Source organism: Mesorhizobium sp. M0088 (assembly GCF_040322895.1).
In the GTDB taxonomy this organism is placed as follows: Bacteria; Pseudomonadota; Alphaproteobacteria; order Rhizobiales; family Rhizobiaceae; genus Mesorhizobium.
The window spans coordinates 1-24282 of sequence record NZ_JAMYUI010000001.1 but is presented as its reverse complement, the minus strand read 5'-3'; the positions used below and the strand labels follow the sequence as shown (position 1 = coordinate 24282).

Genomic DNA, 24282 nt, shown 5'->3' with positions numbered 1-24282 from the left:
TCTGTCTAATCAGTTGTTCTTGTAAATTCGATCGATATTGGTTCTTAATGCAGACATGACCCTGGACCAGTTGCGGATTTTCGTCGCCGTCGCCGAGCGCGGCCATATGACCAAGGCGGCGGAATTGCTGGGCATTTCGCAGTCGGCCGCATCGGCCGCCATCCGGGCGCTTGAAGAACAGCACGGCGTCCACCTGTTCAACCGCGTCGGCCGCAACATCGAGCTTGCCCAGACCGGCCACCGGTTCCTGCCCGAGGCCAAGGCCGTGCTCGAGCGGGCCGCCGCCGCGCGCAATGTGCTGGAGCATGTCTCGCAGACCGTCACCGGCAGCCTCTCGATCGCAGCCAGCCAGACCATCGCCAGCTACTGGCTGCCGCGCCGGCTGGCTTCCTTCCACGAAGCCTATCCGGCCGTCAGGCTGAGCGTCTCCATCGGCAACACCAGGCAAGTCGAGGCCAATGTCCTCGATGGCGCGGCCGATCTCGGCCTGGTCGAAGGTCGCACCGAATCCGACATATTGCGCCGCACCAAGGTCGACGTCGACAGGCTGATGCTGGTGGTTGCCAGCGCGCATCCGGAGATCCCCGAGGTCGCGCCCGGCCGCCCTGACATCAAGGGCCTGCGCTGGATCATCCGCGAGGGCGGTTCAGGCACGCGCGAGGTGCTGGAGGATCTGGCGCGCCACGAAGGGATTTCGCTCGCCGACCTCCAGATATTCCTGGTGCTGCCGAGCAATGAAGCTATTCGCCAGGCCGTCGAGGCGGGGGCCGGCGCCACCATCATTTCCGAGCTTGTCGTGGCGCGCGCCGTGGCCGAAGGCAGTCTGAGGTCGGTGCCGCTCCAACTGCCGAAACGCGACTTCGCCATGATCGCCCATCGCGATCGCCAGGCAAGCCTGGCCCAGATGGCGCTCAAGGCGCATCTGGGTACGTCGGATCAACGGTGAGGGTTCGCTGAGATTCAGGTCAGGCCGAGTCGAAAATGGCTGATGCCGAGAACCGGAGCGGAGCGTACTTAAAGTACGTGAGCACCGGAAGCGCAGGTATCAGCCATTTGCAGGCCGGCATCACCTGAATATCAATGGACCCGGTCAACCGAACTTTCGCTGCGCATCCAGCGCCAGGCCAAGTCCGACCGAGCCGAACATGTCGCCTTCGATGACGGATGCCTGCGGCACCAGCGACAGGATTTCTCGCCTTGCCAGCGGGATCGCGGTCGATCCGCCGGTCAGGAACACCGCGGTGATATCGGATGGCTTCACCTCAGCGTCCCGGATGGTCTGCGCTACCGTCGCCGTGACCCGCTCGATGTCCCTGGCGATCGTGGCATCCAGCCCGTTGCGCGTGATTTCGGCCGCGAACTCCGCACCCGGCAGCTTCACCACGACCTCCGCGGATGACCTGTCGGTCAGCTCTATCTTGGCTTTTTCGACAAGTGCGGCCAGCGCGTGTCCATAGCGGTGTTCGACGATGTGGATGAAACGGTCGACCAGGTCGGCGCGCTCGGCCTCGTAGCGGATCTGGCGCAGATGCGTCATCGCCTTGGCGGTGTAGACCAGGTTGATGCGCTGCCATGTCGCGAGGTCGATGAAGTAGCTTGCCGGCAGATTGCGCTTGCCGTCCTTGGTCGGCGTCAAATAGCCGAGTTGCGGCATGACATGGGCGATGCTCAGCAGCCGGTCGAAATCCGTACCGCCGATATGGACGCCCCGGCTGGCCAGGATGTCGTCCTTGCGGTCGAGCGACCGGGAGCGCTGCGGCGAGACGCGCACGATCGAGAAGTCCGACGTGCCGCCGCCCATATCGATGATCAGCGCCAGTTCCTCGCATGTCACCTTTTGTTCGTAGTCGAGCGCCGCCGCGATCGGCTCGAACTGGAAAGCGATGTGCTTGAAGCCCTGGCCACGGGCGGCGTTCTCGAGTTCGCTTTGCGCCTTCGCGTCGGCCTCGGCATCGTCGTCGACGAATTGCACCGGCCGGCCAAGAACGACGGTCTCGACCGTATCGCCGGCATCTGCTTCCAGCCTCATCTTGAGATGTCCGAGGAACATGCCGACGATGTCCATGAAGCCGATCGACCGCGATTTGATGCGGGTCTTTTCATGGGCCAGCGAACTGCCGAGCACGCTCTTCAGCGAACGCATCAGCCGGCCTTCGATGCTGTCGGTGTAGTTGGCGATGGCGTGACGGCCAAAGCAGGTGCGGTTGTCCTCGAAGTTGAAGAACACGGCACTGGGCAGTGTCACCTGGCCGTCCTCCAGGGCGACGAGGCGCGGCTGCCCGTTGCGGACCACGCCAACAGTGGAGTTCGAAGTGCCGAAGTCGATGCCGCCGAAGGCTGGTCGCATGACAAGTTCCTGTATTTGTCGTCGGCGAGCCGACAGGCGCCGAGAAATCGCGCGCTGCCCGGGGACGGGCTGCTCTGCCGAACCGAATTGTTTGTGTCTGCCATTTGGCTGGGGAGCGCGGTCTACCGCATGCCCCGGCAAAGGGAAACCACTTTTCGGGGAAAGTTCTGAAGTGCGTCGCGTTTGAGCGGATTCACGCGACGCACTTCAGCTCTTGATTCGATGCATGTCTTTCTCCCAAAACCGGGGCCACTTTTGGGCGACATGCATTAATCCCGCCGGAAGATCAGCCTTCCGAGCCAGCCTGTCAGCATGGCCAGCGATATCGCGAAGACGCCGTAGAGGAAGGAATAATTGTGGGCGACACGGAAGATCGACTGTTCGAAACCGGATTTGCGGATTTCGAGCTGGGCCGAGCTTTCCTTGATGAACAGGCCGCTCTTGAACAGGAACGCGCGGGCTTTATGGGTTCCAACTGGCACATTTGGCGCCAGCCTCACTGTGGCGCGGAACAGGTTCTGCGACAGGAATTGCACGCCGCCGACATTCTCGCTGTAGAGGCCGGTCGCCGACTTGCGCTCCCGCAGTGCGGCCGTGAATTCCTCGATCGTCGCCGGGCTGTCGCCGGCATCGGCGGGCTGCATGTAGAGGTTGGAGGCGCCGAGCGACAGCTGCTTGTAGCTGTTGGGTTCAGTGATGTCCTGCAGCGGTCGCGTCGTCGCCACCGAATAGGAGACCGGCACGTTCTCGAAGGTCTCGGAATCCAGATTGACCCAGACGCCTAGCACCCGGTCCTTGCGGCGCACCACCACCGGTTTGGGCGGACCTTCGAGCACGACGATGACGTCGTAACGGCCTTGGCGCGCGACAAGTGGATCCGGGTTTTCCAGCGAACCGAAAATGGTCAGGTCGGCCCCGGAAAAGCCGGCGGTGATCGAGACGTTGTCGGTGGAGAGCCCGATCTGGATGCCTTCGGTCAGCGGGACCTGCGCCTTCGCCGGCGCGGCGGCCGCAATCAGCGACAGGACAATGGCGGTTGCGAATGTGTTGCGAGCTCTCATCAGTTGAGGCCCGCGGCAGACAGCGAATAGAGGTTGGGCGGGGTGACGAAAAGATCGATCGCCAATCGTATCGCCACCGCCAGCACCAGCAGCGCGAGCAAGGCCCTGAGTTGCTCGCCGCGCAGCCGCTGGCCTGCCTTGGCGCCGTACTGCGCACCGGCGACGCCGCCCGCCATCAGCAGGAAGGCCAGCACGACGTCGACCGTCTGGTTGGTGGTGGCGTGGACCAGCGTCGTATAGGCGGAGGTGAAGATGATCTGGAACAGCGAGGTGCCGATGACGACGTTGGTCGGCACTTTCAGCAGATAGATCAGTGCCGGCACCATGATGAAGCCGCCGCCGACGCCCATGATCGACGACAGGAACCCGATGCCGGCGCCAAGTCCAAGGACGGGGATGACGCTGACGAACAGTTTTGAGGCCCTGAACCGCATCTTCAGCGGCAAGCGGTGGATCCAGTTGTGCTGGCCGGATTTCTTCAGCACGGGTGCCGCACCGCTGCGCGTGGCGCGCAGCGCATTGACGCTTTCGACCAGCATCAGCCCGCCGACGGTGCCGAGCAGCACGACGTAGAGCAGCGAGATGAACAGGTCGAGCTGGCCGAGGCGGCGCAGGAAGGCGAAGACGAAGATGCCGCCGGTGGAACCGACAATGCCGCCGGCCAGCAACACCCCGCCGAGCTTGAAGTCGAGCGTCCCTCGCTTCATGTGCGAAAGGACGCCGGAGACGGAGGAGGCGATGACCTGGTTGGCGCCCGTGGCGACCGCGATCGCCGGGGGTATGTTGTAGAAGATCAGCAGCGGCGTGATGAGGAAGCCACCGCCGACGCCGAACATGCCCGACAGGAAACCCACCGCCGCGCCCATGGCCAGCAGGACGAAGATATTGACGGAAATTTCCGCGATCGGGAGATAGATGCCCACCCGTCAGTCTCGATCAGTTCTGCCTGTCGGCGAATGCAACCGTTGCGGGCATCTTGACCCGACAAGCCAATTCGTTCTTGCCCCGGAGGTGCTGCGAAGTCAAACCGCGCTACGCCGCCGAAACAAAAAACATCTCAATCAGTTAACAGGCGAATGTGTGGCAAGGGCGTCGTGGAAACGACGCCTCTGCCGTTATTTGCGCGCCAGCAGCGCCTTGACCAGTTTTTCATCGACTTCGCCGGTCGCCGGCATCTTGTTGTCGGTCTGGAAAGCCATGATCGCGGTCTTCGTCTTCTGGCCCATCTTGCCGTCGGCGCCGCCGGCGTCGTAGCCGTTCTTGTTGAGAATGCGCTGGATGTTCTGGACGGCTTTCTTCATGTCGATGCTGGCTGTCGTCTGCGGTGTGCCGTCCTGCCAGGATTCGGGAATGTCGGCCGAATTGGCCGCCGCATCCAGCGGCTTGGCCTTCCACAGTTCGGTCGCGGCGCGGGCGCGTTCGAGCTGCTCTGGCCGCAGCGCATTGGCGATCTCGTCACGCTTGGCAGCGGCATCCTTGTCGCCGGTCTTGGCGACGAGCGCGAACCATTTGTAGGATTCCTCGAGGTTCTGCTTCATGCCGACGCCCTTGGCGGCGAGGATGCCGAGATTGAACTGGCTGTCCTTGACGCCGACGTCGGCGGCCGCCTGGAACCAGTGCGCGGCCGATTCATTGTCGGTGACGCCGTCTGCCGCCATGGCGAACAGGACGGCCAGATTGTGCATGCCGCTGGCGTTGCCCTGTGCTGCGGAAAGCTGGTACCAGGTCTTCGCCTTCTTGATGTCGCGCGCGACGCCGATGCCCTTTTCGTAGAAGTTTCCGATGCGGTATTCGGCCGGCGCGAAGCCGAGTTCCGCCGATTTCTCGTACCATTTGGCGGCTGCCGCCATGTCTTCCTTGACGCCGCGTGACTCGGCATAGCGCGAGCCGATTTCGAACAGCGCCTTGGCGTCGCCGCTGGCGGCGGCATCGCGCAAGGCGGCCGGGCCGGCGTCAGCGGGAATGTCGAACTTCGTCGTCATCGCCGGCGAGGCGTCCGCTGGCGGGACCGCGCCCGTGGTATCCTTGGCGGTAGTCGGCTCAGCCGCCATAGGCTGGGCGCCGGTGTCGGCAGCTTCCGCGGCGACCGGAACGGTCGAGGCCGGCGCAGCCGAGGCTGTCTCCCCGGACACCGCTTGGTTCGCATCAGCCGATGTAACCGAGGCGACGGGCGCGGGAACCGGCTCTGCGGTCGGCGCGGCACTCATCGACGGCTCGGCGCCTGGCGGCGTGGCAATCATGCTTTGCGCGGCCATGTCGTCCTTGGTTGCCGGTGCGGACGGCTCGGCCTGCCTGACGGTGTGGTCAGGCGCACTTTCCACTGCCGCGGGCTGCGCGTCCATCTTAGGTTGGCCGGCGGCATCAAGCGAGGCGGTCTGCACCGGCTGCGAGGCGACGATCGGCGCAACATCGTTGCTCGCCACCTGGGCCGGATCGGCGAAGAAGGCCTTGCCCAGTTGCAGGGCGCCCAGTGCCAGCAGGATCGCGGTTGTCCCCATCAGGATCGGCTTGCGCCGTGCCTTGAGCAGGTCGCCGATCCGCAGTGCCTTCACCGGTCCGGTCACCGTCGACTGGCGCTTCAGCGCATCGGCCTCGGCGGCCGCGGCCTGGGCCGCGCGCCGGGCAGCGGCGATGAAATCCGACTTCGCGGCGTCGGTGTCGCTGGGCTTGGCCGGCTGGCCGCGCTCGTCGCGCACGCGCTTCATGATGGCGTTGAGGTCAGGTGCGCCGGAACCGGGCTCCAGCGGCCGGTTGGCCATTTTCGGATCGAGCGGTTCGTCGAGATCGACGCTCGGGATCGGGGCACTCGGCGCCGAGCCGGCCAGTGGCGGGATGTCCGCCTCCTTCTTGCCCTTGAAGGCGCGGGCCAGTCCGCCGAACATCGACCTGCGGCCGCCCGCCTGTTCGTTCTTCTCGACAATTGTGTCGGAGCCGAGAGCAGCCATGGCCGCAGCCGCTGCGGCTTCGGCCGGCGTGCGCGTTCCCATACCCAGGCCGCCCAGATCGCTACGAGCACCCGGCTCGTTGCGCAGGATGGCGGCGGCACGGCCATCGAGATCGGCCAAGTCCCCAGTCAATGGCAGGGGCTGATCGATATCCATCGATGGCGCGTCCACGGCCATCTTGGGTCGCCGCGCGCCGCGCCAGTTGCTCGGCTCGACCGGTGCCGCATCCAGCAATTCGCTCATCGCCTCGACCGGCTCGCCGGGTTCGAGCGAACCCAGCCGGTCGACGATCTTGAGCAACGTGTCGTGGATGGCCTCGAACGTTCTCGAATTGCGCTCGTCGGAGCGCCGCGTCAGCGTTTCAAGCGTCTTCAAATCCTGGGCGAGGCCGGAAACAGCGGTCGTATTGGCGCTCGAACCGGCAAGTGATTGCACCGCGTTCTCGGCGGCTTCGCGCGCTGCGCCAAGGATGGAATCGCGGGTTCCTGCGAGCGACTTTTCAATTTCGTTGAGACGCGGGCTGATGTCCTCGAATTCCGGCAGCGGGGTGCTGGGCCTGGAAAGATGGGCGGACAGGCCGGCAACCTGTGCTTCCAGGCTGCGGATCAGCGCCGGATCGATGCCGGCCACCTGCGCGGCCGACGCATCCAGCCGGCTTGAAATGTCTTCGAGCCGGCTCTCCAGGCCGCGGATTGCGGCTTCGCCCGCGGGATCGGGTACACGCGTTTCCATACGCTTGGCGAGCGCCGTAAAGCGCGCATCGATGGCGTCCATGATGCCGGCGCTGTCGATCTGCGGCATGCGTTGGTCGAGCCTGTCGGCAACCTCATCCAGCCTGCGCTCGAGATCGCGGAACAGCATGTTGCCCTGTTCGATGGCGTCACCCTGGCGGCGTTCCATCATGCTCGACAGCACGTCGAAGCGCTGCTCCAGCCCATGGAAGATGTAGTCGGCGTCAGGCATGGCTGGTGCCTGGTCGATCTTGTCGGCGATGAGTGCGATCTGCTTGGCCAGGCGCTCCATCGCCTGCTCCGGCAGATTGGCGCGGCCGGCGAGTTCGTCGACCCGGCCCGACAGCGTGCTCAACCGGTCCATGACCGCGTTGCCCGGACGATCCTGCGCCACTTCCTCGATCTGGCTGGCAAGTGAGTCGATCCGCCTCTCGATGCGCTCGAAAGCCTCGTGGTCGAATGAATTGGCTTGCGCGGCGACCGTGGATGCGACGATGGCGCGGGAAATCTCGTCCAGCCGCTCGTCGATCATGCCAAGCGTGTCGCTGCCGCGATTGTCCTGCTGGCTGGCGAAATGGTCGACAGCACCGGCAAGCGTGCGCACCTTCTCCTCCAACGAGCGCAGCGATAACGATTCCGGCAAATTGTTGACGGCATTGCTGATCTGTTCCAGCCGGGCGGTCAGAGCAGACAGGCCCGGGTCGTCCGAGCGCTTGCGCTGGTCGGCGTCGACGCGGTCTTCGAACGCCGTCCACCGGCGATCGAAATCGTCCCAGCGGCGGTCGACCTTCTGCACGCTCTCTTCGCGTGCCAGCGTTTCGAGTGCGGCTTTGACCTGTTCGAGTTCGAGCCGCAGCATGTTGACGCTTCTGTCGTCGCTCTTCTCGGCCAGTGTCTGGATGGCGCCCGAAAGCCGCTCGAACTCAAGACCGAGTTCAGCACTGCCCTTGGCCGAAGCATCGGGCCTTGCCCCTGACTGGAAAGCCCGCTCGATGTCCTTGCGCAGCGCTTCGAATTCCCGCTGCAGGCCTGCGGTCATCTGGTGGCGCAATTCCTCGCGCATGCCGCGCAATTCGCCGGCGATCTTGCCGACCATGGCAACGCCGTCCTCCTGGCCGCGCACGCGATCAATGTCGCGGGCAATGGCCTGATAGTTCTGCTCGAAAGCGGCGGCTCCCTGAATCGGGCTCTTCGGACGCAACGCGGGCTGCGGGTCCTCGTACCAGCGCTGCTGGCCAGCGGGCCGGGCTGCGGGATAGCGCGCATCGGCACCATATTGGCGTGGATCGGGTTGGCGGAGTTCGGGACGTGCCACCGGATCCTCGCGCGTCCGCTCCAGCCGCTGCTCCAGTGTCTCCAGCGACTGGTTCAACTGCTCGAGCGTGGTCTGCGGCCTGCGCTGCCTGCCGGCATTGAGTGTGTCGAGATAGGACCGCTTGCTGTTCATCGGTGCGTCCGTCTTTCAGAATGGCTGGCTCGCGGCCAGTTCCCCCAGGTCCCTATCGGAACGAAGGCGACCGGCGGCGATGCCGCGGCGGAAGACGAGCTTCCCGGGCTCTCGCCCGCGCTCCGAAAAACCGTGAAAAATTCGATACAGGATAAACACGGGTAGCCGACGCGCCCACATTTCCCCCAACGTGGTAAACAACGCGTTAACCAAACTTAAGAAATTGAAAGGATGCCGGCTGCCGGCCTGACGGTGCGGCATAAAGGGCGGCGCGCAGAACGCCCTTGCGTCATCATGCGGCAATCGGTATAGAATTGACGTAAACGTAAAAGGCGCATTGAGCGCATGTTTGCGATTTGTTTGTTGAAACCACGACTGGAAGCAGGCCCCCGCTTCCAGTCAGGCGACGCACGGTCCGAGACCGCGACGCCACCAGACGGGGAAAGCCAGTGACCATGAAGCTTATCTCGGCCGGCGAGACCGCGGCCAATACCAATATATCTGCCGAAACCGGCGAGGACCTCGTCCGCATCGGCGAGATGGCGAAAAAGTATGGAGTGACGCTGCGCACGCTGCGTTTCTACGAAGACAAAGGCCTGCTCAACCCGCAGCGTGACGGGTCGACCCGTCTCTACACGCGCCGCGACAAGGCCCGCCTAAAGCTGATCCTGCTCGGCCGCAAGGTCGGGTTCTCGCTGCGTGACGTCAAGCAGATGATGGATCTCTACGATCCGACCGGTTCAAACGCCAAGCAGCTCAAGCTCGCGCTGGACAAATCGGAAAAGCAGCTTGCCCGCCTGCAGAAGCAAAGGGCGCTGATCGACGACGCCATCAACGACCTGAGCGGCTCGATGTCGGCGGTGCGCCAGATGCTGAGCGAGCGTTCGGCGCCACAGGCGAGCGCCGCCAGCTAAAACAAATCCGTTCGGATTTGCGGCAGACCAAGTCGTCTGCTGATTGTCTGAGTTCTGTCGAGCCGCGTGGCCTGCCACGCGGCTTTTCGTTGTCCTGGCCCACTCTCATGGCCTTTCGCCGCTGGCTTGCGCAACGTCGCGCCGCTACGCTCATTGCTCCAGTGGGCGGGGAATCTTGTCGCATCGAAAAAATTGACGTTTACGCAAACGTCAATTTTTGCTATCCCGCTCCTAAATATGGGTCCGCATGCCGCCCCTGGCTTGTCTTCGGGGCATTCGGACCGGGTTTGCAGGGTGGAGAAAAAGCATGCCGACATACAGGGCTCCGGTCCAGGATACGCTGTTCGTGCTCAACGAGGTTCTGGGTTATCAGCGTTATTCGAACCTTCCCGGATTTGCCGACGCCACGCCCGATGTGCTCGAGGCGATCCTGGCCGAAGGCGCCAAGCTCGCCGAAAACGTCATGCATCCGCTGAACCGTGTCGGCGACATGGAAGGCTGTGTGCGTCACGACGATGGCTCGGTGACCACGCCGAAAGGCTTCAAGGAGGCGTTCGACCAGTATCGCGAAGGCGGCTGGATGGGGTTGGCCGCACCAGTCGAGTTCGGCGGCCAGGGCCTGCCCTATGCCGTGCATACCGCCGTCGCCGAATATATGGTCTCGGCCAATATGTCCTTGATGATGTATCCGGGCCTGACGCAAGGCGCGATCGCCGCGATCATCACCCACGGCACCGACGAGCAGAAGTCAACATGGTTGCCGAGGATGATCGAGGGTGCCTGGACCGGCACCATGAACCTGACCGAGCCGCATTGCGGCACGGATCTGGGCCTGTTGCGGACCAAGGCGGTGCCGAACGGCGATGGCACCTATAAAATTTCAGGCCAGAAGATCTTCATCTCGGCCGGCGAACACGACATGTCGGACAACATCGTCCATCTGGTACTGGCCCGCATCGAGGGTGCGCCGGAAGGCGTCAAGGGCATCTCTCTGTTCATCGTGCCGAAGCTCAAGCTCGACGCATCGGGCAATCCGGGCACCAGGAACACCGTCTCCTGCGGCTCGATCGAGGAGAAGATGGGCATCCATGGCAATTCGACCTGCGTCATGAACTATGACGAGGCTGAGGGCACGCTGCTCGGCGAGGCCAATGGCGGCCTGAAGGCGATGTTCACGATGATGAACGAGGCGCGCCTTGGTGTGGGCCTGCAGGGGCTGTCGCTGTCGGAGATCGCCTATCAGAACGCTGTCGGCTACGCCAAGGACCGTTTGCAGGGCCGCTCATTGTCGGGGCCGAAGGCGCCGGACAAGAAGGCCGACCCGATCATCGTCCATCCCGATATCCGCCGCAGCCTGATGACCATGAAGGCCTTCAACGAGGCCGGCCGCGCGCTGGCGCTGTGGACGGCGATCAAGTCCGACATTGCCCACCGCTCCGGCGACGACAAGGACCGCCAGGCCGCCGACGATTACACCGGCCTGATGACACCGGTGGTCAAGGGCGTGCTCACGGACAAGGGCTTCGACCACGCCGTCATGGCGCAGCAGGTGTTCGGCGGTCACGGTTATATCGAAGAGCACGGCATGAGCCAGTTCGTGCGCGATGCCCGCATCGCCATGATCTATGAAGGCGCCAACGGCATCCAGGCGCTCGACCTCGTCGGCCGCAAACTCGGCCTGAATGGCGGCCGCGCCGTGCAGGCCTTCTTCAAGGAGGTCGGTGAGTTCTGCGAGGAGAACCGCTCCGACGAGAAGATGGCGCCATTCACCAAGGCGCTGAAGAAAGGTCTCAACGATTTGCAGGCCGCCACCATGTGGCTGGTGCAGAACGGCATGGCCAAGCCCGACAATGCCGGTGCCGCCTCGACCGACTACATGCATCTCTTCGGCTTGGTCGCTCTGGGCTATATGTGGGCGCAGATGGCCAAGGTGGCACTTGGCAGGACGGACGCCAATGGCGCGCAATCTTTTTACGACAACAAGGTCGTGACGGGGCGCTTCTTCATGGAGCGGATCATGCCGGAGACGTCGGCGCATCTCGCCCGCATTTCGAGCGGCGCCGACACATTGATGGCACTGCCGGCGGAAGCGTTCTAAAGATGATCGGCGTCCTCCTCCCCCTTGAGGGGAGGGTGGCCCGAAGGGTCGGGAGGGGTCGCTGCGGCAGTGCGCCGGCCTCAGTTTCGATGATGCATGTCGGGAGGAGTATCATACCAGCATGACCAACCCAGCTGAAATCCTTGGCCTTCCGAAGCCCGCTTGGGCGGCGGACGAGGTCGGCATGCTCTACGACATGGCGCATCGCTTCATGTCGGAGGAGATCGCGCCGCGCTACGACGAGTTCGAGAAGAACGAGATGGTCGATCGTGAGAGCTGGCTGAAGGCAGGTTCCGCCGGCCTGCTCTGCGCCTCTATGCCGGAGGAATATGGCGGCTCCGGCGGCACCTTCGCGCATGAGAGCGCCATCATCGAGGCCATCGGCCATGTCGGCGTCGACGGTTTCGGCATCGGCCTGCACAATTCGATCGTCGCCCCTTACATCCTCCACTATGGCTCCGAGGAGCAGAAGAAGAAATGGCTGCCGAAACTGGCGACCGGCGAGCTGATCGGCGCCATCGCCATGACCGAGCCGGGCGCCGGCTCCGACCTGCAGGGCGTCAAGACGCGGGCGCAGAAGGATGGCAATCAGTACAAGATCAACGGCTCCAAGACCTTCATCACCAACGGCCAGCTTGCGAACTTCATCATCGTCGTCACCAAGACCGATCCGGAGAAGGGTGCCAAGGGCACCTCGCTGATCGTCGTCGAGACCGACGAGGTCGAAGGTTTTCAGCGCGGCCGTAACCTCGACAAGATCGGGCTCAAGGCCAACGACACGTCGGAGCTGTTCTTCAACGACATGCGCGTGCCGACCTCCAACCTGCTCGGCCATGAGGAAGGGCAGGGCTTCGTCCAGCTGATGCAGCAATTGCCGCAGGAGCGGCTGCAGATCGGCACCGGCGCCATTGCCATGATCGAGCGGGCGCTGGCGCTGACCATTGATTATGTCAAGGAACGCAAGGCGTTCGGCAAGGCGATCATCGATTTCCAGAACACCCAGTTCAAGCTGGCCGAACTCAAGACCGAGGCCACCGTCGGCCGCGTCTTCTACAATGATTGCGTCACCCGCCACATCGCCGGCGGCCTCGATCCTGTGACCGCGTCGATGGCCAAGTACTGGCTCAGCGACCTGCAGGGAAAAGTCGTCGACGAATGCCTTCAACTGCATGGCGGCTATGGCTACATGAATGAATACCCGATCGCCCGCATGTTCCGCGACGCCCGCGTCCAGCGCATCTACGGCGGCACCAACGAGATCATGAAATTGCTGATCGGCCGCTCTCTCTGAGAGCGACATCAGGCAAACCTAAGGAGCAAGCAAATGGCTGAAGCTTATGTCTATGACGCCGTGCGCACACCGCGCGGCAAGGGCAAGAAGGACGGATCGCTGCACGAGGTGCCGGCGGTGCGGCTTGCCGCCAAGACGCTTGAGGCGCTGCGCGATCGCAATGGGCTCGACACCGGCACTGTCGATGACATCATCTTCGGCTGCGTCGATCCGGTCGGCGAAGCCGGTTCGGTCATTCCGCGCGCCGCCGCCTTCGAGGCCGGCTACGACACCAAGGCGCCCGGCATGCAGATCTCACGCTTCTGCGCTTCCGGGCTCGACGCCATCAATTTCGGCGCCGCCAAGATCGCCCAGGGCGCCGATGAGATCGTCATTGCCGGCGGCGTCGAATCGATGTCGCGTGTCGGCATGGGCGCCTCGGGCGGCGCCTGGTTCATGGATCCTTCGGTCGGCCTGCCCGGCTGGTTCGTGCCGCAAGGCATCTCGGCCGACCTGATCGCCACCAAATACGGCTTCAGCAGAGACGACGTCGACGCCTATGCGGTCGAGAGCCAGAAGCGCGCCGCCAAATCCTGGGCCGATGGCCGCTTCAAGAATTCCGTCGTCCCGATCAAGGACCAGAACGGCCTGACCATCCTCGACCATGACGAACATATGCGCCCGTCGACCGACATGCAGTCGCTGGCCTCGCTCAACCCGTCCTTCGTCATGCCAGGCGAAATGGGCGGCTTCGATGCCGTCGCCGTGCAGAAGCATCCCGAGGTGGAAGAGGTCAATCACGTCCATCATGCCGGCAATTCGTCCGGCATCGTCGACGGCGCCGCCGCCGTGCTGCTCGGTTCGAAGAAAGCCGGCAAGGCGATGGGGCTGAAGCCGCGCGCGCGCATTCGTACCTTCGCCAACATCGGCTCCGAGCCGGTGCTGATGCTGACCGGCCCGGTCGACGTCACCGAGAAGCTGTTGAAGCGCGCCAAGATGAAGCTCTCGGACATCGACCTGTTCGAGCTCAACGAAGCCTTCGCTTCCGTGGTGCTGCGCTACATGCAGGCGTTCGACATCGATCACGACAGGATCAACGTCAATGGCGGCGCGATCGCCATGGGTCATCCGCTCGGCGCCACCGGCGCGATGATCTTCGGCACGGTGCTGGACGAACTCGAGCGCCGCGATCTCAACACGGCTCTGGTGACGCTGTGCATCGGCGCCGGCATGGGAACCGCAACCATCATCGAACGCGTCTGACGGGGAGAGAAACGATGAGCTACACCAATTTCACCCTCGACATCGACGCCGACGGCATTGCGCTGGTCACCTGGGACATGCCTGGCCGCTCGATGAACGTCTTCACCGAAGAGGCGATGCGGGAATTGAACGCCATTGTCGACAAGGTGGCTGGTGACGCCGCCATCAAGGGCGCCGTGATCACCTCCGGCAAGGACACCTTCTCCGGCGGTGCCGACATTACCCTGTTGCAGAAGATGCTGACGACCTTCGCCGCGGAAAAGGGCAAGGACGCCGAACGGGCGACCAAGGCGCTGTTCGACAATGCCGGCATGATGACCGGCCTGTTCCGCAAGCTGGAAACTTGCGGAAAACCGTGGGTGTCGGCGATCAACGGCACCTGCATGGGCGGCGCCTTCGAATTGTCGCTCGCCTGCCACGGCCGTGTCGCCGCCGACAGCGACAAGGTGAAGATGGCGCTTCCCGAGGTGAAGATCGGCATCTTCCCGGGCGCAGGCGGCACCCAGCGCGTGCCGCGGCTGACCGATCAGCAGCAGGCGCTGCAGATGCTGACCTCGGGCCAGACACTGTCGCCGCAGAAGGCCAAGTCTATGGGCCTGATCCATGAGATCGCCGAGCCGGCCAGGCTCGTCGAGACCGCCAAGGCGATGATCAGGAATGGCCTGAAGCCGGTGGCGCCATGGGACGAGAAAGGTTTCAAGCTGCCCGGCGGCCAGATCTATTCGCCCGCCGGCTTCAATCTGTGGCCGCCGGCCATCGCCATCCTGCGTCGCGAGACTTACGGCAACTATCCGGCCGCCGCCGCGATCCTCAAATGCGTCTATGAAGGCCTGCTGGTGCCGTTCGACACCGGTTTGCGCATCGAGCAGCGCTATTTCACCGAGATCATGCAGACCAGGGAAGCGGCGGCGATGATCCGCTCGTTGTTTGTGTCGCTGCAGGAACTGAACAAGGGCGCCCGCCGCCCGGCCGGCGTGCCCGAAACCAAGTTCAAGAAGGTCGGCATTCTCGGCGCCGGCTTCATGGGCGCCGGCATCGCTTATGTCACTGCCAAGGCCGGCATCCCGGTGGTGCTGCTCGACCGTGATCTGGAGTCGGCGACCAAGGGCAAGGCGCATTCCGACGGCCTGATCTCGGATCAGGTCAAGAAGGGCCGCGCCAAGCCGGAGGACAAGGACAAACTGCTGTCGCTGATCACGCCGACGGCGGACTATGCCGACCTTGCCGGCTGCGATCTGGTGGTCGAGGCCGTTTTCGAGGATTCGAGCGTGAAGAAGAGCGCCACCGAACAGGCGGAAGCCGTGCTGAAGCCATCGGCGATCTTCGCGTCGAACACCTCGACCATTCCGATCACCGGCCTGGCGAAGAATTCGGCGCGGCCGAAAAACTTTATCGGCATCCATTTCTTCTCGCCGGTCGACAAGATGATGCTGGTCGAGATCATTTTGGGCAAGAAGACCGGAGACAAGGCGCTGGCCACCGCCATCGACTTCGTTCGCGCCATCAAGAAGACGCCGATCGTCGTCAACGACACGCGCGGCTTCTACGTCAATCGCTGCGTGCTGCGCTACATGTCGGAAGCCTACAAGATGCTGATCGAGGGCGTTCCCGCGCCGATGATCGAGAATGCAGCGAAGGCGGCCGGCATGCCGGTCGGCCCCCTGGCGCTGACCGACGAGACGGCCATCGACCTTGCCCAGAAGATCATGAAGCAGACCATCAGGGATCTGGGCGACAAGGCGGTCGATCCCAAGCAGATGGCGCTGATCAACGCCATGGTCGACGATCACGGCCGCTTCGGCCGCAAGAACGGCAAGGGTTTTTACGATTACCCGGCAAAGCCCGCCAAGAAGAAGTTATGGCCGGGCCTTAGGGAGCTCTATCCGCAGCTTGCACCCGAGAAGGTCGATTATGAGGAACTGCAGCAGCGGCTGCTGGTCACCATCGCGCTGGAAGCGGCGCGGGTGATGGAAGAAGGCATCGTCACCGACCCGCGCGAGGCCGATGTCGGCTCGATCCTCGCTTTCGGCTTCGCGCCCTACACCGGCGGTGCGCTGTCCTACATCGACGGCATCGGCGCCAAGGCGTTCGTGAAGATCGCCAAGAACCTGCAGAAGAAATACGGCGCCGAGTTCAAGGCACCCAAGCTGCTGCTCGACATGGCCGAGAAGGGCGAGACCTTCTACCAGCGCTTCGATCCCTATGCGAAAGGCGACGTGAAGCAGGCAGCCTGACGCATGGGCAAAATCAAGCGTCTTGCAGCGACCTTTGCGCGTCCAAGAGGACATGGGGCGCTGTAATGTATGTCTGGGCGCGCATGGTGCGCATGATGGCCACGGCACACAGCCGTGGCCCCTATGTGATGGGCGGCGAAGGCCGGCTGGCTTTCCGCTGCCTGCCGACCGACATCGATTTCAACATCCATCTCAACAATGCGCGCTACATGATGCTGGCCGATCTCGGCCGCATCGACCTGTTTGTTCGTGCATGCCTCATCACGCTGGCAAGGAAGAATGGCTGGGCGCCGATGATGGGCGGACTGCAAGCGGTCTATGCACGCGAGATCAGGCTGTGGCGCCGCTTCGAAGTGGTGTCCTCGATCGAGACCTGGGAAGGCACCCAGGTTGTAGGCAAGCACCGCTTCGTCCTCGACAATGGCGAGACGGCCGCGTTGATCCTGACGACAGCCGGCGTCTACGATCGCAAGGCTCGCAACTTTCTTGAGATTGACGAGGTCGTTGCGGCACTTGGTCGTGCCGTGAACCCGCGGCCACCGACGCAAACGGAGCGGATTTTCATGACATCGCACCAGGGTCTGCGCAGCTTGGCCAAGGGCGTCGATCGATCCCGGTAGTCGGACTTTCCGCGATCGACGGAAACGTTTGCAACCACTCCACGACCGGTGGACAAAACGACATTCCAAGACTAGAAGGGAAAGGTATTTTTTCCTGCACCGAAGGAGAGCGAGCATGCTCTCGCACGACCGAGTCTGGGCTGCCATCGATGCTCTTGCCAAGCGTTATTCGCTTTCGGCCTCGGGTTTGGCCAAGCGTGCGGGGCTCGATTCCACTGCCTTCAACAAGTCGAAGCGTTTGTCGTCGGATGGCCGACCACGCTGGCCCTCGACCGAATCGCTGGCCAAGATCATCGAGGCGACGGGCGCCTCACTCGACGAATTCACCGGTCTGATCGAAGGCCGGCCCGGGATCAGCAATGGTGCTTCGACCAGCCATGCCGCTTCGGTCGCCCGCAGAAGCTCCGTGCCGTTGCTCGGCTTTGCCCAAGCCGGCGCCGGCGGCTTCTTCGACGATGCCGGCTTTCCAGTCGGGCAGGGTTGGGATCTGATCGAACTGCCGGCGCAATCGACCGAGAGTTCCTACGCGCTGCAGGTGCAAGGCGATTCCATGCTGCCGCTCTACCGCAATGGCGACGTCCTCATCGTCGAACCGGGCGCCGTCACCCGCAAGGGCGATCGCGTCGTCGTCAAGACCACATCAGGCGAGGTGATGGCCAAGGTGCTCGAGCGCCAGACCGTCAAGTCGATTGCGCTGGTCTCGCTCAATCCCGATCATCCCGACCGCGACATTCCCATGCGCGATGTCGAATGGGTGGCGCGGATTGTCTGGGCAAGCCAATAGGTCGAGCTGGTGCGGCTTCTCCATCATGCGCTGGCGGTTCTGATGGTCCCTGTGATGGCGGCCATGGTCGTCACTGGCGGTCGCACGTTGAAAGGGAGTGAAAGCGTCATCACGGTGGACCAGCTTGATCCGGGCGCCGATACGATGGCGCAGCAGGCTGCCGGGACGGTGCCGCAGGAGCCGGCCACATCGGCCATAGCAGCTCCGCAGCCGCCAAAGCCTGCGCTACATTCGAGGGCGATCGATCCCGAAATCGTCGCGCCACCGGAACTGCCCGCCGAGGGGCTTGAACGGGTCGAGCCGCGCGAGCCGTTGAGCAAGCTCGCACTGGCCGTGCCGCCCAAGCCGAAAATGCCCGACGACTGGAACGGCACCAAGCTGTTCCAGCCGGTTGCGCCGGCCGCCGGCCTGATCGAGGCGAAGGGTTACTCGGTCGCGGTTTCCGGCATCGATATCGTCAGGCAGGATGAGACCTGCAGCGAGGACGGCAAAACCTGGCCGTGCGGTGTCCGGGCGCGGACGGCGTTCCGCGCCTTCCTGCGCGGCCGCGCGGTGGTCTGCACCGTGCCGCCGGAAGGTGGCCGCGACCTGATCGCCGCCGAGTGCCGGATCGGCAAGCAGGATGTCGGTCAGTGGCTGGTCGAAAATGGCTGGGCGCGCGCCGCCAAGGGCGGACCCTATGTCGAGGCTGGCGACAAGGCACGCACGGCGAAGAAGGGCATTTTCGGATCGGCGCCCGATCTGTCCGGCATGCCGGCGATGCCGGCCGCGCCACGCCCGGCCCCTCAGGCGCCGGGTTCGATCCTGGAAGAGGTCGACGGCGTGCTCAAGCCAGCTGACCAGCCAGCGCCCGCTCAATGAGCGCACGTGTCTCGGCAACGCCGTAGAGCGCTGCGAACGAGCCGAAGCGGGGGCCGCGCTCCTGGCCGATCAGCACCTGATAGATCATCTGGAAGAAGGCGCCCGATACGCCGGGGCCGCCTTCCGGGCTCTGCTTGGAATGATCCTGATAGCGCTCGATCCTGCGCGCGACGTTGAGCGAGGCGTTCTGGATCGCTTCGCCGTTGGCGTCGGCCGGCAGCGCCCCAAGCGCTTCGTCGAGGGCTGCCAGCGCCTCGCGCTCGACCTCGTCGGCGGGCCGGAAGGTTTTCGTCGGCTTCACGAAATCGTCGAAATAGCGGATCGCATGGCCGACCAGCCGGTCGAGCTCGGGATGCGTCTTTGGCGTCACGCCTTGCGTATGACGTGAAATGAACCCCCACAGCACATCCTTGTTCTGCGCGTTGGAGGCGCTGACCAGATTGAGCAGCAACGAGAACGGCACCGGCATGTCGATCGCGGGCGGGTTGCCGTCGTGCATATGCCAGACCGGGTTGCCCAGCCGTTCCTTCCAGTCCTGCCGGGGATAGGCGGCGAGGAACGTATAGTATTCGTCCACGGCCCGCGGGATGACGTCGAAATACAGCTTCTTGGCCTGCCGCGGCCGCTGGTACATGTAGAGCCCGAGGCTTTCGGTCGGCGCATAAGTCAGCCACTCGTCGATGGTCAGCCCGTTGCCTTTCGACTTCGAGATCTTCTGGCCGTTCTCGTCGAGGAACAGTTCGTAGACGAAATGCTCCGGCGCCCGTCCGCCCAGAATGTTGCAGATGCGGTCGTAGACCACCGCATTGGTCTGGTGGTCCTTGCCGAACATTTCGAAATCGACGCCAAGCGCTGCCCAGCGCATGCCGAAATCCGGCTTCCACTGCAGCTTCACGCGGCCGCCGGTGATCGAAAGCGTGGTCTCGGTGCCCTCGTCGTCGAAGGTGATGGTGCCGGCCTTGGCGTCGACATGCTTCATCGGCACGTAAAGCACGCGGCCGCTCTTTGGCGAGATCGGCAGGAACGGGCTGTAGGTCGCCTGCCGCTCGGGTCCGAGCGTCGGCAGCATCACCGCCATGATCTGCTCATAGCGTTCGGCGGCGCGCTTGAGCATCGCATCGAAACGGCCGGCCTTGTAGTATTGCGTCGCGCTGGCAAACTCATAGTCGAAGCCGAACGTGTCGAGGAAGCGGCAAAGCATCGCGTTGTTGTGGTCAGCGAAGCTGGCATAGTCGCCGCCGAAGGGGTTGGGGACCGACGACAGCGGCTTGTGCAGATGAGGCTCGAGTGCGGCGCGGTCCGGCACGCTGTCGGGTATCTTGCGCATGCCGTCCATATCGTCGGAAAAGCACAGCAACTTGGTCGCGACCTTATCCTGCGTCAGGACGCGGAAAGCATGGCGCACCATCGACGTCCGCGCCACTTCGCCGAACGTGCCGATATGCGGCAGGCCGGACGGCCCGTAGCCGGTCTCGAACAGGATTGTTTGCGGGAAGTCGGCGCCTTTGTAGCGCTCGATGATCTTTTTGGCCTCTTCGAAGGGCCACGCCTTGCTTTCGGTCGCGGCCGCCAACAGTTCGGGGTTGAGATCGATGATGTTTGATCCCGCCATGTCACAGTTTCCAAATCATTTGCCGGCCCGAAGGCGGGCCGCTGCAAGGTTTTCAACCGGTCTCTAGGCGTGCAGCGCCGGAGCGTCAACGCGTGCGGCGCTTTTTCCTTGCGGTGCAGAACGGGCGTTCCTAACTTCGAGGCCCGGTTCAAGGAGAAAAAATTGCCGACACCTCATGAAGCCCTGATCTATCTGATGGTCATCACCTCGGCCTCGGACCGCGACATGACCGATGTCGAACTGGCGCGGATCGGCGAGGTCGTCCGCTCCTGGCCGGTGTTCGAGGACTTCAACCACGACAGGCTGGTCGGCGTTGCCCAGGACTGCCAGAAGCGCCTGCACGAAAAGGATGGGCTGGAAGGCGTGCTGGCTGAAGTCGCCGAGGTCTTGCCTGAGCGGCTGCGCGACACCGCCTATGCCGCCGCCTTCGAGGTTGCCGCCGTCGACCTCGAAATGCGCATGGAAGAGGTGCGGGTGCTGCAGCTGATCCGGCGTCAGCTCGATCTCGACACGCTGACGGTTGCTGCCATCGGCCGCGCGGCCAAGGCGCGGCTCCGCACGCTGACCTGAAGTCCTTGGCCGGAAGCTGTTGAGGTTCAGGTCAGGCCGGCAAAGCCGACCGGAACCGGATCAGAAAAAACTGACCGGGAAATAGCGCAGATAAAATTCGGCGAACGTGCCTTTCATCGAAATTTCCTGCAGCGCGTAGTCGATCGCAGCGGCCAGCGCCGGATTGTCCGCTTTGGTGGCAATGGCCATGCCCGAGCCCAGATATTCAGGCCCCAGATAGGGCCCGCCGGCAAAGCGGCAGCAGCCCGCCGCGTCCGAGCCGCCCAGCCAGAAGGCCAGGCGCATGCCGTCGCCGAAGGCGGCGTCGACCTTGCCGGCCTTGAGATCGGCATAGAGGTCCTCCGGCCTGTCGAAAGGGACGACCTGAACCGTGTTGAAATAGTCGCGCAGCATGCGTTCATGCGCCGAGCCTGATATTACGCCGACACGCTTGCCGTGCAATTTGTCAAAGATGGGCTCGGTCAGCGCCTTGCCTTTCGGCATGATGAAGCGCGCTGGAAACTGCAGGTAGGAGCGTGAGAAGGCGTAGGTCGCGCGCGATTCCGGTGTTGCGGCGATGCCGGCGATGATCGCCTCGCCTTCGCCTTTCCGCAGTGCGCCTTCCAGCTCGGCCCAGGGCAGGGCCTGGATCTGGCATTTTTCGACAATGCCAAGCTCGGCGCAGATGGCGCGTGCCAGATCGATATGGAAGCCGGACAGCTTTCCCGCGCCGTCAAGGAAGTTGAAGGGCGGGAAGTCCGTGGTGGTCAGGAACCTCAGCCGGGGCAGCGTCGAAAGGTCTGGCTTGGGCAGCCGCTCCTTGGCATCCCACAGCACCGGAACCTGAGGCGCCGCGGCGCGCGCGCCGTCGGCGAACGACAGCAAGCCGATCAGCATCGCAAGGGCGAAGGACCTCCACCGGAACGCCAAGATAAAACTCCGCCACAGTCGTGCTCGCACCGGTTTTGGTACGAAAATGGTACAGGCACAATGGTTTTTGATTTCAACCCGCCGATTTCAGGATATGATTTAGCCGGTTTGCAAATCAGCTTCGGCCGCCTCGGTGAGGGAAGCCACAAAATAAGTATGCGATTTGCAATCCGTGGTCGGTGGCGAAGTGTAAATCAGGCACGCATCATCGGCCGCAATGCACGAGGCAACATGGGGTTGATGTTGCGATGGGTCAGTTCGATCGCACGCTGGAATACATAGACCAACTGCAGCACGCCGCAACGGCGGCGGCGGTCTGTGAAAGGCTGCTGGGCATAACATCGGATTTCGGCCTCACCGCGCTGATGGCGGGAACCGTACCGCAGCCAGGCACGCCGGCCGGCCAGCAAAAGCAGCATGTGCTTCTCTGCGATTGGCCGGGCGAATGGCTGGAGCGCTATGTCGCGCGCAACTATGTCGACCATGACCCGGTCGTCAGCCACATGAAACAGTTGCAGGCGCCCTTCCAGTGGCACGAGGCGTCGCAGGGCATCCGCATAGACAAGAGCAGCGGCGAGGTGATGGGCGATGCCGGCGCCTTCAAACTGCGTGATGGATTGGCCTTTCCGTTGATCACGCTTGACGGCCAGATCGTCATGGTGTCGCTCGGCGGCGAGGCTGTGGAATTGTCCGCCGCCGAATTTGGCCAGGTGTCGCTGGTCTCGACCTACGCGGTTGGCCGCGCCATGCAACTCCACACCATGGCGAGCAACACCATCGATCATATCGTGCTGACGCCGCGCGAGCGCGAATGCCTGCAATGGGCCGCCGTCGGCAAGTCCGAATGGGAGATTTCGCAAATCCTCGGCATTTCCGAACACACGTCGGAGAAACATCTTCTTAACGCCAAAAGCAAACTAGGTGCCGTCAACAGGGTGCAGGCCGTCGCGGAAGCGATACGGCGCGGCTACATTAGTTAGGTCGGCCGTGCCGACCTGGAATTTTTGCCTACGCGATCACGCAATTTTCTCATCAAAGCACGGCCGTATCTTCCTCTGAACGCAGGAGACGGCGGAATGCTTTTTTCCCTTACAACCCAGGAATTGATGGAACGTCCCGACCTTTGGGAGGCCGTCCATCGGTTGCGCTACAAGATATTCGTCGAAGAGATGGGGTGGGATGACCTCAGGCGTCCCGACGGGCTCGAACTTGACCAGTTCGATCACGACGAGGCGGTCCATCAGATCGTCATCAGGGGCGGTGAAGTGGCGGGTTATCAGAGGATGTTGCCGACGACGCGGCCACATCTGCTGACCGAGGTCTTGACCGATCTTTCCGAAGGAACGCCGCCATCGGGTCCAAACATCTGGGAATTGACCCGCTACGCGGTGGCTCCCGGTTTTCGTGATGGCCGTCGTGGCGTTTCGACCGTCGGCACCGAACTGATTGCCGGTTTCGTCGAGTGGGGGCTGAAGCGCGGCGTCGACAAAGTGATCATCGAGTTCGAGCCGATGTGGGTGCTGCGCGCCTTGCAGCTGCATTTCCTGGCGACCCCGCTGGGCTATCAGCGCACCTATGGCAACCAGCAGGTCGTCGCCACCTTGCTGACCTTCAACGAACACACCCTCGATGTGGTGCGGTCGCGCCGCAATCATTTTGCTCCCGTGCTGGCCAGGGGATATCCTGACATGCTCGGGCAAAGGCGTGCGTCATGAGATCGGAGACAGCCATGAGCACACACCCGCAACCTGAACTTCGCAACCACACGCTGGTCGTCACCGTGTCGTCGAGCGACGGCCGGCCGGTGCTGGACAGGAGAGCCTATGAAAGCCTGGCAAGGACCTTCCATGAAGCCGCCGACAATGAGGAGGTTCGCGTCGTCGTGCTGCGCGGCCTGGCAGGCTGTTTCTGTCTGGGCGGCGACTTCTCCGAATTCCTCGACGCCACCAAGCACCAGAAACTGATTGCCGCCGTCACCGACCTGTTCCGTACGCTGGCGACGTTTCCCAAGCCCATCCTTGCCTGCGTCGACGGCGATGCCGTCGGTGTCGGCTGCACCATCCTGTTCCATTGCGACATGGTGATCGCGTCCGATGAGAGCACGTTCAGGGTGCCGTTCGTCGATTTCGGCCTGGTGCCGGACGCGGCGACCAGCATCCTGGCGCCGCAGAAGCTCGGCTATGCCGGTGCCTTCCGCTTCTTCTGCCTCGGCGACACGCTTCGCGCCGAGGACGCCAGGGCGCTCGGCCTGGTCGCGGAGATCGTGCCGGGAGGCACCGTCGAGGAGGCGGCCCTCGGCCGGGCAAGACAGCTCGTCAAGAAGCCGGTCGCCGCCTTGCTGCAGACGCGCGGCCTGCTGAAAGGGAACACCGAGGCCCTCTGCGACCGCATCGATCAGGAGATTTCGCTTTTCCAGCAGGCGCTGCAGGACGACACCACGCTGCGGCGATTGCAACGCATCGCCCGGCTCGCGGCCTGAGCGAAAGCCTCAAGGAACGCGCCCCCCGGCCAACCCCCCCCCGCGCCGGACCGCGCAAACGCAGTTGCCGCGGAATAACGCCCTTACGCCCATCTACGATTTTTTTAACTGGCCGTAATTTAAGAAAACCCCACCAC

General features: G+C 63.3%; 19 protein-coding genes. 13 read left to right on the top strand and 6 right to left on the bottom strand.

What is annotated here, in order from left to right; all coding sequences use genetic code 11:
• Positions 1 to 55: 55 nt before the first annotated feature.
• Positions 56 to 946 carry a LysR substrate-binding domain-containing protein gene (locus tag NKJ67_RS00095; RefSeq protein ID WP_292659312.1) on the top strand — a complete coding sequence of 297 codons (891 nt, stop codon included), beginning with the start codon at positions 56 to 58 and terminating at the stop codon, positions 944 to 946.
• Positions 947 to 1090: 144 nt separating this feature from the next.
• On the opposite strand, the gene NKJ67_RS00090 is transcribed toward NKJ67_RS00095, so the two are convergent.
• The 4 genes from NKJ67_RS00090 to NKJ67_RS00075 all read right to left on the bottom strand — a co-directional run bounded on the left by NKJ67_RS00090 (position 1091) and on the right by NKJ67_RS00075 (position 8531).
• Positions 1091 to 2347: an Hsp70 family protein gene (locus NKJ67_RS00090; protein WP_127267782.1), complete on the bottom strand. Its 1257-nt coding sequence runs from the start codon at positions 2345 to 2347 to the stop codon at positions 1091 to 1093.
• A 269-nt stretch (positions 2348 to 2616) separates the two neighbouring features.
• Positions 2617 to 3408 (bottom strand): TIGR02186 family protein, encoded by a 792-nt coding sequence (locus NKJ67_RS00085; protein WP_128287804.1) that lies wholly within the window; start codon positions 3406 to 3408, stop codon positions 2617 to 2619.
• Positions 3408 to 4331 carry a sulfite exporter TauE/SafE family protein gene (locus NKJ67_RS00080; RefSeq protein WP_027039532.1) on the bottom strand — a complete coding sequence of 308 codons (924 nt, stop codon included), beginning with the start codon at positions 4329 to 4331 and terminating at the stop codon, positions 3408 to 3410. Before NKJ67_RS00080 ends, NKJ67_RS00085 begins: the two co-directional genes overlap by 1 nt.
• A gap of 192 nt (positions 4332 to 4523) precedes the next feature.
• Positions 4524 to 8531: a peptidoglycan-binding protein gene (locus tag NKJ67_RS00075; RefSeq protein WP_352580056.1), complete on the bottom strand. Its 4008-nt coding sequence runs from the start codon at positions 8529 to 8531 to the stop codon at positions 4524 to 4526.
• A gap of 455 nt (positions 8532 to 8986) precedes the next feature.
• On the opposite strand from NKJ67_RS00075, the gene NKJ67_RS00070 reads away from it, so the two are divergent.
• The 8 genes from NKJ67_RS00070 to NKJ67_RS00035 all read left to right on the top strand — a co-directional run bounded on the left by NKJ67_RS00070 (position 8987) and on the right by NKJ67_RS00035 (position 18575).
• On the top strand, positions 8987 to 9445 hold the full coding sequence (locus tag NKJ67_RS00070) for a MerR family transcriptional regulator (protein WP_352580322.1): 459 nt from the start codon (positions 8987 to 8989) through the stop codon (positions 9443 to 9445).
• A gap of 307 nt (positions 9446 to 9752) precedes the next feature.
• On the top strand, positions 9753 to 11543 hold the full coding sequence (locus tag NKJ67_RS00065; protein ID WP_352580055.1) for an acyl-CoA dehydrogenase: 1791 nt from the start codon (positions 9753 to 9755) through the stop codon (positions 11541 to 11543).
• Between the two features lie 121 nt (positions 11544 to 11664).
• The gene (locus NKJ67_RS00060) at positions 11665 to 12834 is read left to right on the top strand and encodes an acyl-CoA dehydrogenase family protein (protein ID WP_127270389.1); all 1170 of its coding nucleotides are present in this window, start codon (positions 11665 to 11667) and stop codon (positions 12832 to 12834) included.
• 33 nt (positions 12835 to 12867) lie between these two features.
• Positions 12868 to 14076: an acetyl-CoA C-acetyltransferase gene (locus NKJ67_RS00055; RefSeq protein ID WP_127268617.1), complete on the top strand. Its 1209-nt coding sequence runs from the start codon at positions 12868 to 12870 to the stop codon at positions 14074 to 14076.
• Between the two features lie 14 nt (positions 14077 to 14090).
• A complete protein-coding gene (locus NKJ67_RS00050; RefSeq protein ID WP_352580054.1) occupies positions 14091 to 16310 on the top strand; it encodes a 3-hydroxyacyl-CoA dehydrogenase NAD-binding domain-containing protein in 2220 nt (739 codons plus the stop codon).
• A gap of 65 nt (positions 16311 to 16375) precedes the next feature.
• On the top strand, positions 16376 to 16930 hold the full coding sequence (locus NKJ67_RS00045; protein WP_352580053.1) for a thioesterase family protein: 555 nt from the start codon (positions 16376 to 16378) through the stop codon (positions 16928 to 16930).
• Between the two features lie 115 nt (positions 16931 to 17045).
• A complete protein-coding gene (locus NKJ67_RS00040; RefSeq protein WP_127268614.1) occupies positions 17046 to 17714 on the top strand; it encodes a S24 family peptidase in 669 nt (222 codons plus the stop codon).
• Between the two features lie 9 nt (positions 17715 to 17723).
• On the top strand, positions 17724 to 18575 hold the full coding sequence (locus NKJ67_RS00035) for a thermonuclease family protein (protein WP_352580052.1): 852 nt from the start codon (positions 17724 to 17726) through the stop codon (positions 18573 to 18575).
• On the opposite strand, the gene NKJ67_RS00030 is transcribed toward NKJ67_RS00035, so the two are convergent.
• Positions 18541 to 20187 carry a lysine--tRNA ligase gene (locus NKJ67_RS00030; protein ID WP_292336170.1) on the bottom strand — a complete coding sequence of 549 codons (1647 nt, stop codon included), beginning with the start codon at positions 20185 to 20187 and terminating at the stop codon, positions 18541 to 18543. The two genes, NKJ67_RS00035 and NKJ67_RS00030, sit on opposite strands and share 35 nt — an antisense overlap.
• Before the next feature lie 162 nt (positions 20188 to 20349).
• Here NKJ67_RS00030 and NKJ67_RS00025 point away from each other — a divergent pair, with 162 nt between their 5' ends.
• On the top strand, positions 20350 to 20757 hold the full coding sequence (locus NKJ67_RS00025; RefSeq protein WP_013533653.1) for a tellurite resistance TerB family protein: 408 nt from the start codon (positions 20350 to 20352) through the stop codon (positions 20755 to 20757).
• A 60-nt stretch (positions 20758 to 20817) separates the two neighbouring features.
• On the opposite strand, the gene NKJ67_RS00020 is transcribed toward NKJ67_RS00025, so the two are convergent.
• On the bottom strand, positions 20818 to 21666 hold the full coding sequence (locus tag NKJ67_RS00020) for an ABC transporter substrate-binding protein (protein WP_352580051.1): 849 nt from the start codon (positions 21664 to 21666) through the stop codon (positions 20818 to 20820).
• 248 nt (positions 21667 to 21914) lie between these two features.
• Here NKJ67_RS00020 and NKJ67_RS00015 point away from each other — a divergent pair, with 248 nt between their 5' ends.
• The 3 genes from NKJ67_RS00015 to NKJ67_RS00005 all read left to right on the top strand — a co-directional run bounded on the left by NKJ67_RS00015 (position 21915) and on the right by NKJ67_RS00005 (position 24145).
• Positions 21915 to 22646: a helix-turn-helix transcriptional regulator gene (locus tag NKJ67_RS00015; RefSeq protein ID WP_127267150.1), complete on the top strand. Its 732-nt coding sequence runs from the start codon at positions 21915 to 21917 to the stop codon at positions 22644 to 22646.
• Positions 22647 to 22742: 96 nt separating this feature from the next.
• Complete coding sequence (locus tag NKJ67_RS00010) at positions 22743 to 23381, top strand: acyl-homoserine-lactone synthase (RefSeq protein ID WP_013533650.1); 639 nt, start codon at positions 22743 to 22745, stop codon at positions 23379 to 23381.
• A gap of 14 nt (positions 23382 to 23395) precedes the next feature.
• Positions 23396 to 24145 carry an enoyl-CoA hydratase-related protein gene (locus NKJ67_RS00005; RefSeq protein ID WP_013533649.1) on the top strand — a complete coding sequence of 250 codons (750 nt, stop codon included), beginning with the start codon at positions 23396 to 23398 and terminating at the stop codon, positions 24143 to 24145.
• Positions 24146 to 24282 lie beyond the last annotated feature (137 nt).

Coding starts and splice junctions, on each gene's coding strand:
- NKJ67_RS00075 (WP_352580056.1), bottom strand. CDS start 8,531: ATGAACAGCAAGCGGTCCTATCTCGACACACTCAATGCCGGCAGGCAG.
- NKJ67_RS00090 (WP_127267782.1), bottom strand. CDS start 2,347: ATGCGACCAGCCTTCGGCGGCATCGACTTCGGCACTTCGAACTCCACT.
- NKJ67_RS00095 (WP_292659312.1), top strand. CDS start 56: ATGACCCTGGACCAGTTGCGGATTTTCGTCGCCGTCGCCGAGCGCGGC.
- NKJ67_RS00060 (WP_127270389.1), top strand. CDS start 11,665: ATGACCAACCCAGCTGAAATCCTTGGCCTTCCGAAGCCCGCTTGGGCG.
- NKJ67_RS00070 (WP_352580322.1), top strand. CDS start 8,987: ATGAAGCTTATCTCGGCCGGCGAGACCGCGGCCAATACCAATATATCT.
- NKJ67_RS00010 (WP_013533650.1), top strand. CDS start 22,743: ATGCTTTTTTCCCTTACAACCCAGGAATTGATGGAACGTCCCGACCTT.
- NKJ67_RS00085 (WP_128287804.1), bottom strand. CDS start 3,408: ATGAGAGCTCGCAACACATTCGCAACCGCCATTGTCCTGTCGCTGATT.
- NKJ67_RS00030 (WP_292336170.1), bottom strand. CDS start 20,187: ATGGCGGGATCAAACATCATCGATCTCAACCCCGAACTGTTGGCGGCC.
- NKJ67_RS00005 (WP_013533649.1), top strand. CDS start 23,396: ATGAGCACACACCCGCAACCTGAACTTCGCAACCACACGCTGGTCGTC.
- NKJ67_RS00015 (WP_127267150.1), top strand. CDS start 21,915: ATGGGTCAGTTCGATCGCACGCTGGAATACATAGACCAACTGCAGCAC.
- NKJ67_RS00050 (WP_352580054.1), top strand. CDS start 14,091: ATGAGCTACACCAATTTCACCCTCGACATCGACGCCGACGGCATTGCG.
- NKJ67_RS00055 (WP_127268617.1), top strand. CDS start 12,868: ATGGCTGAAGCTTATGTCTATGACGCCGTGCGCACACCGCGCGGCAAG.
- NKJ67_RS00065 (WP_352580055.1), top strand. CDS start 9,753: ATGCCGACATACAGGGCTCCGGTCCAGGATACGCTGTTCGTGCTCAAC.
- NKJ67_RS00045 (WP_352580053.1), top strand. CDS start 16,376: ATGTATGTCTGGGCGCGCATGGTGCGCATGATGGCCACGGCACACAGC.
- NKJ67_RS00040 (WP_127268614.1), top strand. CDS start 17,046: ATGCTCTCGCACGACCGAGTCTGGGCTGCCATCGATGCTCTTGCCAAG.